Here is a 12612-nt window from a genome sequence, read left to right as displayed (position 1 = left end):
CGCGCGGAGCCGTCAGGACGAGGCGGCGCACCCGCATCAGATCACCCGCCGCGCAGGCAACGTCTGCCCGCGGCTCAGCCGCCGTTCGAGCGCCCGCACCAGCCGGGTCAGGGTGAAGGTCAGGACGAAGTACACCGCGGCGAGCACGGCGTAGACCTCGAACTGGCGGTAGGTGACCCCCGTGATGTACTTGCCCTGCGCGAAGAGTTCTTGCAAGGTGACGGCGCTGGCGAGGCTGCTCCCCAGAATCAGGCTCACGAACTCGTTGCCGAGGGCGGGGAGTGCGACCCGCCACGCCTGCGGGAGAATCACGAAGCGCAGCGCCTGCGCGCGGCTCAGCCCCAGGCTGCGGGCCGCCTCGACCTGCCCGTGCGGCACCCCCGTCAGGCCCCCGCGCACGATCTCGCTCGTGTACGCCGCCGAGTACATCCCGAGCGCGATCACCGCCGCCGGAAAGCCCTCCAGCGTGACGCCCAGCGCGGGCAACCCGTAATACACGACGCTGAGCAGCACGATCAGGGGAATGCCGCGCACGACCTCCACGTAGGCGTTGCCGAACGCGCCGAGGACGGGCAGCCGGAACACCCGCGCCACCCCCAGCGCCGTACCCAGCACGACCGACACCCCGAGCGCGCACAGGCTGACGGCGAGCGTGAGGCCCAGGCCGGAGAGCAGGAGCGCCGGATAGTCGCCCGCGAGGACGGTGCGGAAGCCGGTCAGGAGGTCGGCCATGCGGGGTCAGTCTAGTACCACCAAAGAAAAAACCGCCCGGCGAGGGCGGCGGGCAAGTCAGGCGGGGCGCGAGAGGCTTAAACCCAGTTCAGAGCGGCTAAGAACCGCTCCGATGACCATGCTCCCATAGAAACCGGAAGACGCTCCAGACCAGCGAGGCGAGGCCGATCAGCTCCTTCCACGGGGTGACCCGCTTGGGTTGCTTCCTGGCTTTCCTGCGTGGCTTGGTGCGCTTTCTGGTATGCTGTGGCTTGGGCATAGCAGTACCGGGCCGGACACCCTCTTGCCAGAGCGTCCGGCCACTTCCTTTCCTGGTGAGAGGTTCAGGTCGTGGGCTGACGTGACGCCCCAGCGTGCCCCGCATTGTCAGGCTGCCCGCCCGTCGCCGGACGCTCCGAGTCGACTTCAAACCCATCTTCTTGCTTCAGCCGCCTACTTCTGGACGATCCACTTGTTCAGGAGCTTCTGATATTCCCCGCTCGACCGCAGCCGCGCCAGCGTCCGGTTCGCGGCGGCGGCGAGGTCGCTGCCCTTGGCGAAGACCATCCCGTAGTCCTCGGCGGCGAGGTCCTGGCCCGCCTGCGCGAACTGGCCCGGCAGCCGCTTCCCGAGGTCGGCGACGGTGGGGGCGTCCCCGATCAACGCGGCGACGCGGCCCGCCTTAACGTCGGCGAGTCCGGCGGCGAAGTCGTCGTAGACCTTGATGCTCGCGCCCTTGGGTTTGAGGAGGTCGTTCGCCGCGTACTGCCCGGTCGTGTTCGCCTGCACGCCGATGGTCTTGCCCTTCACGTCGGCGGGCCAGGTGAACCCCCCGGGGTTGCCGCCCCGCACGATGAAGACCTGCGCGCTGCGGTAATACGGCTGGCTGAAGCTCACCACCTTCGCGCGCTCGGGGGTGATCGTGATGCCGCTCATCGCCATGTCCACCCGGCCCGACGTGACCGCCTGGGGCATCAGGGCGCCGAAGCCCACCGGGCGTATCTCCAGCCTCACCCCGAGGTCTTTTGCCACCGCGCGGGCGATGTCGATGTCGAAGCCCTGCACCTCACCGCCCGGTCCCTTGAACTCGAAGGGGGCGAAGGTGGGATCGGTGCCCAGGACGAGCACGCCCTTTTTCTTCACGTCCGCGACGGTGGCGGCGAGCGACACGGAGGACAGGACCAGGGCCGACAGGACGAGGAGGGCACGCTTCATGGGTCCAGCATAGGGGAGCGGTAGACTCCACCGTATGGACTGGCCCGCCCCCGCCGACTTCGTGCACGGCGAGCCGCTGCCGCCCCCCGGCGAGTGGGACAGGCCGGGGCTGGTGATGGTCTTCAACCTGGAGTGCCCGGGGTGCGTGTCGCGCGGCATTCCCTTCCTCAAGCGCCTGCACGCCGAGTTCGGCGAGCGGGTGGGGCTGATGGCCCTGCACACCAGCCGGGGCCACCGCCGCCTCCCGCGCGAGGACGTGGAGCCGACGCTGGTGCGATTCGCAAAGGACTTCGCCCGGCTGCCCTTCCCCGTCGCCCTCGACGTGGGCGGCGACCTCGCCCGAGCGTGGGGGACGGAGGGCACGCCGCACTGGTTCGCCTTCGCGCCGGGCGGCGCACTCCTGCGCAGCGTGTACGGCAGCCAGGAAAATGCGCAGACGCGGCTGGAATATCTGCTGGAGGAACTGGCGGGGGGCACGGCGTAGACCGTGCGGGCCTGGATGCTCGAAGCTCCGCCGCTCGATCTGCCGGAAGGGGCGGTGGAGAGCTTCCGCGCGGCTCTGGATGGCCGGGACCTCTCACGGCTCCCGGCAGACGTTCCCATCTGGGCCTTCCTCGCGTGGCTGGCCGGGGCGGGCTGGCTGCTCCACGGCTCGGCGCGGGGCGACCTCACCCTCTTCGAGCCCCGCACGCCGCACGACCTCAGCCCAGACGAGTTCAGCAAACGCACGGGCGTCTTCGCCGCGTCGGACGGGCTGTGGGCGATGATGTACGCCCTCTGTAACCGTTCGCACGTGGCTCGGATGCTGAACACGGCGGTGCAGGTGCGGGAGGCGAACGGCGGATGGTCCACGACGCGCTACTTTCTGTCCCTCGCGCCGCGTGACCCGGGGGTGACGGACGGGTGCTCGCTCCTCTCCCCCGGCTTCGTGTACGTGCTGCCCAGAGACGGCTTCGAGCCCATGCCGCCCTACGAGTGGCCCGGACTGGGAGAGGTCCGCGAGCCCCACTGGATCAGTCCGGCCCCGGTCCGGCCCCGGTCCGGCCCGTGCTCGCCGTGCCCGTCACGCCCGCCGACCTCCCGCTGCCGGTCCGCACGCACGATGCGGCGCGGGTAGACGCTCTCTCCAGGCTCGACCCCTGGGGCTTCCCCTGGCTGGAAGAATAAGGGCGTGACCGACCCCCACCTCCACACCCTCCTCTCGCTGACCGCCGCCGACGCGCTGGGGGCGGCCACCGAGTTCAAGACCCCCGAGGCAATCCGCGCCCGCTACGGCGACCACTTCACCGATTACCAGCCCGGCAGCGTCTTCGGCTTCGCACCCGGCGAGGGCACCGACGACAGCCAGATGACGGTGGCGACTCTGCTCGGCTATGCGCGGGGGGAGGGGCTGGAGGGCGTCCGGGTCGCCCTGAGCGCGTGGCTGGACGCCGGACCACCGGACGTAGGTCATCTGACCCGCGCGGCCCTGCGCCACAGGACACTGGACGGCGGCGCCCGGGCCTGGACGGAGAGCGGCCACCAGAGCGCGGGAAATGGCGGCCTGATGCGCGTCGCCGCCGTGTGGATCGCGGGCTTCACGGGTGGAGACCTCGCCCGCGAGTCGGCGGCGGTCACGGCCCTCACGCACGCCGACCCCCGCTGCGTCCACGCCTCGGTGTTCCTGACGGCCTTTTTAGACGCCTTGCAAGGCGGAGTGCCGTATCGGGAAGGGGCGGAGGTCGCCCTTGCCGCGATGGATACTCGCGACGCCCGCGCCGCGCTGCTCGACGCCGGAATCTTCGGCCTGGACACCCGCGAGGCCCACGCCGCCTTCCGCGAGCGGGACCGCGCCGCCCGGGCCCAGGTGCGTGCCCGCGTCCGCTCGGGGCTCGACGGGCACGTCACCTCCCAGAGCGGCTTCGTGCTCGACACGTTGGAGGCTGCCGTCGCGCACGCCCGTAAAGACACCTGGCTCGGCTGCGTGGAGCCCGCCGTCCTGGGTGGAGACGACAGCGACACGGTGGCCTGCGTGGTGGGGGCCATCATTGGGGCGCGCGGCCTGCCCGTTCCCGAACACCTGCTGCCTCCCCTGCGCCTGGGACACTCCTGGCCCGGCTGGGAGCGCGGCTGGGCCTGCGCCGAGCACCTTCCGGCGGTGGTGGCGGGGGCTCGGCAGGCATGACCGAGGGGGAATTTCTCCAGATCGTCCGGCTCAACCCGGTCAACGCCGCCCTCCTCGACCGCTTACCCGACCTCGGCGTTTTGCAAACCCACCTCGTCGCCGGGGCTCTCTTTCAGACCGTCTGGAATGTTCTTGGCGGGCAGCCGCCCGGGGCCCACATCCGCGATTACGACGTCTTCTACTGGGACCCCGACCCGAGCTACGAGGCCGAAGACGCCGTGATCCGCCGCGCCGACGCCCTCTTCGCCGACCTGGGGGCCCGGGTCGAGGTCCGCAACCAAGCGAGGGTCCACCTGTGGTTCCCCGAAAAGCACGGCCTCCACCGCCCGCCCCTGCGCAGCGCCCGCGAGGGCATCGACCAGTTTCTCGTCGAGTGCACCTGCGTCGGCATCGACACGGAGGGCCACCTCTACGCTCCCTCCGGACTGGGCGACCTCGCGGCGGGCCGCCTGCGGCGCAATCCGCGCAACCACACGCCGGGGCTGTACGCGGCCAAAGTGGCGGATTATCGGGCGAGATGGCCGTGGTTGAAGGAGGTGGAGGAAGGTTGAGGGTAGGCGTGGGGTCGGTTCCCTTGGAGAGGGCGTGTTGGGCGGTAAGGGGCACCGGGGGACGCTTGGTTCACCCCCTCCCAGCCTCCCCCCTCAAGGGGGAGGAGTAAAAGAAGCTGAGGCTTTTGTGCTGTTCAAAACGCCAATCCGGACACCCTCTAAGCGCCAGAGAATGAACGCTCCTGGCCCACAACCACGTCGGCTCGCGCAGCGAGACGGTGGGCAAGTGACTGGGACGCGACAAGATCAGACCTTGCGCTGAGAAAGACCCGACCACCCGCGCTGTCCCTTTGCCCTTGCCGAGCGCAGCGACAAGCTCCCCCTGCCCCCCCTGGGGGTAGGGGGCTGGGGGGTGGGGGTAAACCGCAGCAAGTCACCCCGCCCCCTCACGCCATCCGACCCTGCTCCCCATAGCTGGAGATCACCCCCGCCGTCCACACCACTTCCCGCAGGTGGCCGAGCAACAGGGCCTCCACCGTCACACCCGGCTCCACCCCCACCCGAAGCTGCTCCGCCGTGAGCGACCGCACCGCCCCCCCCTCCCACTCCGCCAACCGCGTGAGCCCCGCGTCACCGGGCGGCGGCGGGGTGCCCGTCGCGTCCGCAATCCGCCCCCACAGCGCCCGCTTGCTCGCCGTGAGCCGCGAGACGAGCGCGGCCACCCGGGGCGAGGGCTGCCCGTCGACGAGCGCCAGCGCCGCCCGAACGCTGTGACGCGTCCCCCCCTGCGCGTCTTCGAGCAGGCGGGCGAGATCAAGAGGCGACAAGGGCACCGCGCTCACCGCACCAGCCGGAAGGTCTCGCCGTCGCGGGCGAGGCGGCCTTCCTCCTGCATCCGGCGGGTCACGTCCCGCGCCTGCTCCTCGGTGAGGGGGGAGGAAACCGCGAGGTCGCCCAGGGTGAACTGCCCCCCCTTGCGGTACGCGAGCCGCAGCACCATCCGCTCCTGCACGTCGGCCCTCGGGGGGCGCTCGACCCGAGACCCGAACAGCCGCCACACCCCCCACGCGACGAGCAGACCGATCAGCAGGGCGACGGGCAGCATCCGCGCGGCGAGGTCGGGCGCGGCGATCTGCTCGGCCAGCGCCGCGAGGCTTTGCCGGGCGGCCTCGACCTCCCCCGGCCCCGCGCCACTCGCCGCGAGCTCGCGCACGTCTCCGCGCTCCCGCAGGTAACGCATCACCCCGGCGGTGTCGCCGCGCACGTAGAACGCGCTGTAGGCGATCAGGGCGCTGCTCAGGCCCGCGAGCAGGGTCAGGGCGACACGCGGCAGGTTCATGGGTCCATGCTAGCGGGAGGAAAGCGTGGCCTTCGCGCCCGGAGTCACGGTGGCCCGGCTGCGGTACGGTGTCTGCCATGACCCTCTTCAGGCTGGACGGACGGCACGCCCTCGTCACGGGCGGCAGCAAGGGCATCGGGCTCGCGGCGGCGCACGCGCTCGTGCGGCTGGGCGCCCACGTGACCCTCGCGGCGCGTGGGGCGGAGGCCCTCAAAACGGCGGCAGACGCCCTCGGCGCCCACTGCGTGGTGGCGGACGTGGGCACCCCGGACGGCGTGCGGGCGGCGGTCGAGGCCGCGGGGGCGGTCGGCCACATCGACATCCTCGTGAGCAACGCGGGCGGGCCGCCCCCCAGCCTCCCCAGCGGCGTGACCGAGGACGCGTGGCAGCGCGGCTTCGAGGTCACCTTCCTCTCCACCGCACGCCTCGCCGGGGCCGTGCTGCCGGGGATGCGGGAGCGCGGCTGGGGCCGGATCATCGCGGTCACCAGCCTGACCGTCGGGCGGCCCTCGCTCAACCTGCCCGTCAGCAACGCGCTGCGCGCCGCCGTGACGAACCACCTGCGCACCCTCGCGCTGGAGGTCGCCGCCGACGGGGTGACCTGCAACACGGTCGCGCCCGGCTACACGGCCACCGACCGCCTGAGGGCCCTGCACGCCGACCCGGAGGCCGCCGAGCGTCTGAGCGCCCGCATTCCGGCCCGCCGCTTCGGCCAGCCGAACGAGGTCGGGGCGGCGGTCGCCTTCCTCGCCACGCCCGAGGCCGGGTACATCACCGGGCAGGAGCTTCTGGTGGACGGCGGGTGGAGCATCTGAGGGGTCGGCCCAGGTCGAGAACCCAGGTTAAGAAATGGCCGGGTCATCCGAAGGGGCGACGCGGGCATATATCCGGGCAAGTCTGACCCGTGAGTGTCTGACCCTGCACAGGCCGTTCACACACGGGCGCTAGGCTGAGGCCACACGGGAGCCCGCCGCCCGATCGCCCTTTCAGGAGGAAGCCCTATGTCCCTCGGACCATTTGAAATCATCTTGATCGTTGCCGTGATCGCCCTGATCTTCGGGGCGCGCAAACTCCCCGAACTCGGCAAGGGGCTCGGGCAGGGCATCAAGGAGTTCAGGAAGGAGACGCGCGACCCCGCCTCCCCGGCCCAGCCCCCCGTGACGGACGTTCAGGCCCGCCCGCTCGACCCCGTACAGGTGGCCCGGCCCGAGGCCCCGCGCGTGGTGGAGACGCCCGCCGACCGCGACCACCGCGCGTAGGGCCGGGGGCGAGGGCGCATGACCAAGCCGTCCGCCGAACTCCAGAGCGCGCCGCTGCTCGACCACCTGGAGGAACTGCGCAAGCGCATCTTCCTCAGCCTGATCTTCCTGGCGGTCGGGATGGTGGTCGCCTTCCAGTACCGGCTGGGGCTCATCGAGCTGATCAAGGGGCCGCTGCGGTATTCGCAGCAGTACCAGGCGGGCAACGTCCAGCTCGTCACGGTGAACCTCACCGACCAGTTCCTGCTGAGCATCAACCTGTCGTTCTGGGTGGGGCTGGCGCTGGCGCTGCCCCTGATCCTGTGGCAGGTCTGGGCCTTCATCGCGCCGGGGCTCTACCCCCACGAGCGGCGCTGGGCGCTCCCCTTCATCGTGGGGGCGGGGCTGTCCTTCGTGCTCGGGGCGGCCTTCGGGTACACGTTCGTGCTGCCCGCGATGGTGCGCTTCCTGCTCGACTTCCTGGGCGGCGCCGTCGAGCAGATGCAGAGCCTCTCGAACTACATCGGCACGGTGACGACCTTCCTCGTGGCCTTTGGCCTCGCCTTCGAGCTGCCCATCCTGGCGGTGATCCTGACGCGCATCGGGCTCGTCAACCACGTGATGCTGCGCCGGGCCTGGAGGCTCGCCCTCGTCGGGGTGCTGCTGCTGGCCGCCGTCATCACGCCCACGCCCGACCCCATGAACATGTTGCTCGTCGCGCTGCCGCTCTACGCCCTTTACGAACTGGGGGTGCTGCTCTCGCGGGTGTTCCGCGTCCGGCCCGCGGAGGACCCCACCGACGGAGGCGCCCCGCTCGGCACCTGAAGGCCCCTGCCCTCCCCCACCCACCCGGCTCCCGTGGCCGGGTTTTTGCTGGGCAGCGGTCCGGGGAGGGCCCGGGGGCTTAGACTGCCTGACGGCTTATGGACCCAGTTTTCCTTCAGATCGGCAATTTCACGGTTGCCTGGTACGGCGTGCTCATCACGCTCGGCATCGTCGCGGGCGTGTGGGTGGGCACCCGGATGGCCCGGCAACGCGGCCTGAACGTCGACCTCTTCAACGACATGATCCTGTGGATGATCGTCTGGGGCCTCGTCGGCGCCCGGCTGGTCTTCGTGGCGACCTCGTGGGAGCAGTTCGCGAACATCCCCTTTCCGCGCGTGCTGCTCGACATCATCAACCTGCGGCAGGGCGGCATCTCGATCCACGGCGGCCTCATCGGCGGCATCCTGGTCTTGATCTACTACACCCGGCGCTACCGGCTCAACTTCTACGAGTACGCCGACCTGTGCGTGCCCGGCGTGGCCTTCGGGATCATCGGCGGGCGGATCGGCAACATCATGAACGGGACCGACACGGTGGGCCGGGTGACGGGGTGGCCCGTCGGCTACCGCTGGCCCGACTCGGCGCGCGCCTTCCACGAGGGCATGTGCGTGCGCAACCCCAACCCCGACATGGACCTCTCGCGCTACTGCCAGGAGATCGGCGGGCAGCTCGTGATGACGGCCCCCGTCCACTTCACCCAGCTCTACGGGGTCTTCATCGGGATCATCCTCGCGGTCGCCTCGTACTTCTGGCTGCGCTCGCGCAAGGCGGGCTGGGCCTTCTGGCAGTTCTGGCTGTGGTACTCGATTCTGCGCGCCGGGTTCGAGGAGACCTTCCGCCTCAACCCCCTCGCTGTGAAGTCCTACCTGAACCAGGGCCTCCAGGCGCCCGGGATCGGGTTGTGGACGGACACGCACCTCATCAGCTTCCCGCTGATCATCGCCAGCATCGTGCTGCTGCTGAGGCTGCGCAACCGTCCGAACACGCGGTAAAGGCCGCCAGCTTCCAACGACCAGCACGGGCGGGCCGGAGGGACGGGGGGGAGAGGAGGCGTTCGCCCCGGTCCCCTCTTCCTTGCTGGTGGCTGACCGCCCCCTCACACCGCTTGCCTTACACTGGCTCCCGACAGGTGACAAGGTATGACTGACAACAATCGTCCGCTGGACGTGGTGATTCTCGCGGCGGGGCAGGGCACCCGCATGAGGTCGGCCCTGCCGAAGGTGCTGCACCCCGTGGCGGGCCGCCCGATGGTAGCCTGGGCGGTGAAGGCGGCGCAGGAACTCGGCGCCCGCAACGTGGTCGTGGTGACCGGGCACGGGGCGGATCAGGTCGAGGCCGCCTTGAAGCACACGGGCGTGCGCTTCGCCCGGCAGAACCGGCAGCTCGGCACCGGGCACGCTTTCTTGTGCGGGGCGGAGGCGCTGCCGGGAGACGGAGCGGACCTCCTCGTGCTGTACGGCGACACGCCCCTGCTGCGCACGGAGACGCTGGGCAGGCTTCTCGGCGGCCACCGGGCCCTGGGCTCGGCCCTCACGGTCCTGACGGGCGAGCTGCCCGACGCGACGGGCTACGGGCGGATCATCCGCGACGCGGACGGCGACGTGCAGCGCATCGTGGAGGAGAAGGGCGCGACCCCCGAGGAGAAGGCCGTGCGCGAGTTCAACTCCGGCGTGTACGTGATGGATGGCCGGGCCCCGGGCCTCGCCCGGCGGATCACGAACACGAACGCGGCGGGCGAGTATTACCTCACCGACCTGCTGGCGCTGTACCGGGGCGAGGGTGCGCGGGTCCGCGCCTTCCGCCTGGACGACCCCGACGAGGTGATGGGCGCCAACGACCGCACCGGGCTCGCCGGGGCCGAGGCCATCTTGCGCCGCCGCATCAACCTCGCCCACATGCGCGCCGGGGTCACCCTGCAAGACCCCGACACCACCCGCATCGAGGACACGGTGACCCTGGGCCGCGACGTGACGGTCGAGCCCGGCGTGATCCTGCGCGGCCAGACGCAGGTGGCCGACGGCGTGACCCTCGGCGCCTACAGCGTGGTGATCGACTCCGTGCTGGACGCGGGCGTGGTCGTGAGGCCCCACACCGTGCTGGAGGGGGCACGGGTGGGCGCGGGCAGCGACGTGGGCCCCTTCGCCCGGTTGAGGCCCGGCACGGTGCTGGCGGAGGGGGTCCACATCGGCAACTTCGTGGAGACGAAGAATGCCCATCTGGAGGGGGGGGTCAAGGCCGGTCACCTCGCCTACCTGGGGGATGTGACTGTCGGCGCGGAGACGAACGTCGGGGCCGGGACCATCGTCGCCAACTTCGACGGGGTGAACAAGCACCGGACCCGAATCGGCGCGGGCGTCTTCATCGGCTCCAACACGACGGTGATCGCCCCGCGCGAGGTCGGCGACGCCGCCTTCGTCGCGGCGGGCAGCACCCTCCACGAGGACGTGCCCGAGGGGGCGCTCGCCGTCGCGCGGGGCAAGCAGCGCACCCTGGAGGGCTGGTCGCGCCGCTACTGGGGCGGGATGCGGGAGAGGGTGGGGCAGAAATTGCCGTGGCTGGCGGGGTGGCTGGAGCGGCAGGGGGAGGAGGGTCAGTGGTGAGTGGGAAGTGGTCAGTGGAGGGTTGCCCCCGCTGACCATCTCCTTTTGTCTTCACGGGGAGGCAGTGGCTTGCATCCGTTCCACGATAAGTTGCCCTACCCCGATCAGCATGTTGTGGTGCGTCTCGCACAGGAGCCAGCCGTAACCCTTGTCCACGATGTAATACTCGAACAAGAAGAGTTCGTCCAAGACGGCCTTCACCGCCTCGACCTGCCCTCGAACACCCAGAAATTGCCTTCTCTCTTGTGTCTATCCCAGTCCTCGGCGATGAACCAGACCCGCTGCCGGGGTGAAACGAGACGGGAGAGGAGGGCGTGCCCCGGTTTGGCTGGAAGGGCGTATCTGGGCTCCTTGAAATCTTCCCAGAGCCAAAGCCGATCTTCGCCCCCAGCCCCAAGGGTGGTGAAGGACTCAAGAACCCGCCGAAGCACCTGCCGGTAGTGCGTCAGGCGAACCGGCGCCAACGGGTCTGGGGTCACTCCGGCAGCCCTGCTCGCCTCGGCAATACGGTCGCGCACCGCGCCTCCTGATCTCAAAGCTTCGGTTGTTTCCACTCACCACTGACCACTTCCCACTCACCGCCCTCAGTCCCCCGCCCGCACCCCCGCCAGTCCCTCCATGTACTCGCGGTCGTCCAGGCGGCGCATCGCGGGGTTGAGCAGTTGCAGGGCGGCGAGCAGGGCGACGAGGACGCCGAGGGCGGCGATGACCGGGGCGGGCGGCAACCGGGTGGAGAGGAGGCTGATCAATCCCATGCCGAGCGGGGCAGTGAAACGCGCGACGAGGCGGCGCACGGCGAAGACCCGGCCCTGCATCTCGCGGGGCACCTGCGCCTGCCAGATGCCGCCGCTGTGGGCGGTCGCCACCGGCATCAGGAACACGGTGCAGGCCAGGGCCGCCGCCGTGACGTACAGGTGGTTCGACAGCCCCACCCCGAGCAACCCCAGCCCCATCAGCCCGAGGGGAACGAAGATGCCGAGGTACTTGCGCCGCCTCAGCCCCCCCCAGGTGGAGATGGCGAGCCCACCGAGGAACATCCCCGCGCTCGTGGCGGTCTGAATGATGGCGAGGGCGGCGGTGAAGCTCATGCCGCGCGCCTCCAGATCGGGCGCGAGGGTGAAGCGGGCGAGCAGGACCTGATAGCTCGGGATGGCGGCCAGGGCGAGGTTGAGCACCGCGAAGACGATCAGGAGGTGCAGCAGGGGCGGGCGGCGCAGCAGGTACGTCCAGCCCAGGTGGGTGTCGGCCTTCACGTTCGCGGCGGCGCCCCCGTGACTCTCGGCGGGGGGCGGGCTGGGGATGGCGAGGCGGGCGAGCACCCCAGCCGCGACGAGGAAGCTCAGGCCGTCCATGAGCAGCGCGAAGGGCACCCCGTCACGCAAGGTGGCGAGCCAGCCCCCCCCTCCCCCGCGCGCGAGCAGGGCGGGCAGGCCGATGAGGAGGGTGGCGAGCGCCGGGCCGATCAGGTAGCTCAGGGTGCGGGTGGTTTGCACCATGCCGTTGGCGCGCGTGAGGGCCTCGTCGGGCAGCAGCATCGCGTAGCTCGTCTCGAAGGCCGCCTCGTGCGTGATGTCGAGCGTCTGGGTGACGGTCACGTACGCGAGCAGCGCCCACAGCGGCAGCACCGTGGTGAGCATCAGCGCGGCCACGGCCAGGGTCACCACGCCGGAGAGCGTGTCACACACGAGCATCACCCGCCTGCGGTCGTGGCGGTCGACGAGCGAGCCCGTGACCGGCGCGAGGATCACGGCGAGCGACGTGGCGAGAATGAACACCGCGCCCGTCGCCAGGGCGAGCTGCGCCTTCTGGTCCTCGCCCGGGTACAGCGTCTGCGCGAGGTAGACGATCAGGGCGAAGTACGCCACCGCGCTGCCCACCCGGCTGAGCGACTGCGAGCCCCACAACGCGAGAAAGGTTCTCCAGCCGGAGGCCGGAAGAGGTGAAGATGAGGGGGACATGGAGAGTCAGTGTAGACCGGGCGCTGTGAGGAGATGCCGGGAGGTCAGTTGCGCCCTCTGTCTCCTTCACA

General features: G+C 70.5%; 14 protein-coding genes and 1 pseudogene. 9 read left to right on the top strand and 6 right to left on the bottom strand.

Annotated elements, in window-relative coordinates; all coding sequences use genetic code 11:
* Positions 1-36: 36 nt before the first annotated feature.
* Entirely contained in the window at positions 37-732 is a 696-nt protein-coding gene (locus A7B18_RS03240) for an amino acid ABC transporter permease (RefSeq protein WP_102125220.1), read from the bottom strand.
* Between the two features lie 432 nt (positions 733-1164).
* Complete coding sequence (locus tag A7B18_RS03235; RefSeq protein ID WP_102125219.1) at positions 1165-1926, bottom strand: ABC transporter substrate-binding protein; 762 nt, start codon at positions 1924-1926, stop codon at positions 1165-1167.
* A 34-nt stretch (positions 1927-1960) separates the two neighbouring features.
* Here A7B18_RS03235 and A7B18_RS03230 point away from each other — a divergent pair, with 34 nt between their 5' ends.
* From A7B18_RS03230 to A7B18_RS03215, 4 genes are read left to right on the top strand one after another with little or no spacing between them, the layout of a single operon-like run.
* Positions 1961-2410: a peroxiredoxin family protein gene (locus tag A7B18_RS03230; protein ID WP_102125218.1), complete on the top strand. Its 450-nt coding sequence runs from the start codon at positions 1961-1963 to the stop codon at positions 2408-2410.
* 15 nt (positions 2411-2425) lie between these two features.
* Entirely contained in the window at positions 2426-3043 is a 618-nt protein-coding gene (locus A7B18_RS03225) for a hypothetical protein (protein ID WP_245872721.1), read from the top strand.
* Between the two features lie 54 nt (positions 3044-3097).
* Positions 3098-4090: an ADP-ribosylglycohydrolase family protein gene (locus A7B18_RS03220; protein ID WP_102125217.1), complete on the top strand. Its 993-nt coding sequence runs from the start codon at positions 3098-3100 to the stop codon at positions 4088-4090.
* A complete protein-coding gene (locus tag A7B18_RS03215) occupies positions 4087-4641 on the top strand; it encodes a nucleotidyltransferase family protein (protein ID WP_102125216.1) in 555 nt (184 codons plus the stop codon). Before A7B18_RS03220 ends, A7B18_RS03215 begins: the two co-directional genes overlap by 4 nt.
* Before the next feature lie 386 nt (positions 4642-5027).
* On the opposite strand, the gene A7B18_RS21830 is transcribed toward A7B18_RS03215, so the two are convergent.
* Positions 5028-5423 carry a hypothetical protein gene (locus A7B18_RS21830; protein WP_180969997.1) on the bottom strand — a complete coding sequence of 132 codons (396 nt, stop codon included), beginning with the start codon at positions 5421-5423 and terminating at the stop codon, positions 5028-5030.
* Positions 5420-5920, bottom strand: coding sequence for a hypothetical protein (locus A7B18_RS03210; RefSeq protein ID WP_102125215.1), 501 nt, complete (start codon positions 5918-5920; stop codon positions 5420-5422). The genes A7B18_RS21830 and A7B18_RS03210 overlap by 4 nt, the downstream gene beginning before the upstream one ends.
* Positions 5921-5997: 77 nt before the next feature.
* Between A7B18_RS03210 and A7B18_RS03205 the strand changes: the two genes are divergently transcribed.
* From A7B18_RS03205 to glmU, 5 genes are all read left to right on the top strand, one after another.
* A complete protein-coding gene (locus tag A7B18_RS03205; protein WP_102125214.1) occupies positions 5998-6735 on the top strand; it encodes an SDR family oxidoreductase in 738 nt (245 codons plus the stop codon).
* A gap of 186 nt (positions 6736-6921) precedes the next feature.
* Complete coding sequence (locus A7B18_RS03200) at positions 6922-7179, top strand: twin-arginine translocase TatA/TatE family subunit (RefSeq protein ID WP_102125213.1); 258 nt, start codon at positions 6922-6924, stop codon at positions 7177-7179.
* 18 nt (positions 7180-7197) lie between these two features.
* Positions 7198-7983 (top strand): twin-arginine translocase subunit TatC, encoded by a 786-nt coding sequence (gene tatC, locus A7B18_RS03195; RefSeq protein WP_102125212.1) that lies wholly within the window; start codon positions 7198-7200, stop codon positions 7981-7983.
* A gap of 98 nt (positions 7984-8081) precedes the next feature.
* Complete coding sequence (gene lgt, locus A7B18_RS03190; RefSeq protein ID WP_102125211.1) at positions 8082-8975, top strand: prolipoprotein diacylglyceryl transferase; 894 nt, start codon at positions 8082-8084, stop codon at positions 8973-8975.
* Positions 8976-9122: 147 nt separating this feature from the next.
* Positions 9123-10583: a bifunctional UDP-N-acetylglucosamine diphosphorylase/glucosamine-1-phosphate N-acetyltransferase GlmU gene (gene glmU, locus A7B18_RS03185; RefSeq protein ID WP_102125210.1), complete on the top strand. Its 1461-nt coding sequence runs from the start codon at positions 9123-9125 to the stop codon at positions 10581-10583.
* Positions 10584-10634: 51 nt separating this feature from the next.
* Here the strand turns inward: glmU and A7B18_RS22965 are convergent.
* Together A7B18_RS22965 and A7B18_RS03175 are read right to left on the bottom strand one after the other, a co-directional pair.
* Positions 10635-11062 (bottom strand): annotated as a pseudogene (locus tag A7B18_RS22965) (DUF6756 family protein).
* Between the two features lie 105 nt (positions 11063-11167).
* The gene (locus A7B18_RS03175; RefSeq protein WP_102125208.1) at positions 11168-12541 is read right to left on the bottom strand and encodes an MFS transporter; all 1374 of its coding nucleotides are present in this window, start codon (positions 12539-12541) and stop codon (positions 11168-11170) included.
* Positions 12542-12612 lie beyond the last annotated feature (71 nt).

It is taken from the genome of Deinococcus planocerae (assembly GCF_002869765.1).
Classification (GTDB): domain Bacteria; phylum Deinococcota; class Deinococci; order Deinococcales; family Deinococcaceae; genus Deinococcus; species Deinococcus planocerae.
Note: the sequence above shows the minus strand (reverse complement) of the source record. Positions and strands in the feature narration are given on the sequence as shown.

Bases quoted from the DNA above. Each gene is read 5' to 3' on its own strand.
- A7B18_RS03240 (WP_102125220.1), bottom strand. From the start codon at position 732: ATGGCCGACCTCCTGACCGGCTTCCGCACCGTCCTCGCGGGCGACTAT.
- A7B18_RS03235 (WP_102125219.1), bottom strand. From the start codon at position 1,926: ATGAAGCGTGCCCTCCTCGTCCTGTCGGCCCTGGTCCTGTCCTCCGTG.
- A7B18_RS03230 (WP_102125218.1), top strand. From the start codon at position 1,961: ATGGACTGGCCCGCCCCCGCCGACTTCGTGCACGGCGAGCCGCTGCCG.
- A7B18_RS03225 (WP_245872721.1), top strand. From the start codon at position 2,426: ATGCTCGAAGCTCCGCCGCTCGATCTGCCGGAAGGGGCGGTGGAGAGC.
- A7B18_RS03215 (WP_102125216.1), top strand. From the start codon at position 4,087: ATGACCGAGGGGGAATTTCTCCAGATCGTCCGGCTCAACCCGGTCAAC.
- A7B18_RS03210 (WP_102125215.1), bottom strand. From the start codon at position 5,920: ATGAACCTGCCGCGTGTCGCCCTGACCCTGCTCGCGGGCCTGAGCAGC.
- A7B18_RS03205 (WP_102125214.1), top strand. From the start codon at position 5,998: ATGACCCTCTTCAGGCTGGACGGACGGCACGCCCTCGTCACGGGCGGC.
- A7B18_RS03200 (WP_102125213.1), top strand. From the start codon at position 6,922: ATGTCCCTCGGACCATTTGAAATCATCTTGATCGTTGCCGTGATCGCC.
- tatC (WP_102125212.1), top strand. From the start codon at position 7,198: ATGACCAAGCCGTCCGCCGAACTCCAGAGCGCGCCGCTGCTCGACCAC.
- lgt (WP_102125211.1), top strand. From the start codon at position 8,082: ATGGACCCAGTTTTCCTTCAGATCGGCAATTTCACGGTTGCCTGGTAC.
- glmU (WP_102125210.1), top strand. From the start codon at position 9,123: ATGACTGACAACAATCGTCCGCTGGACGTGGTGATTCTCGCGGCGGGG.
- A7B18_RS03175 (WP_102125208.1), bottom strand. From the start codon at position 12,541: ATGTCCCCCTCATCTTCACCTCTTCCGGCCTCCGGCTGGAGAACCTTT.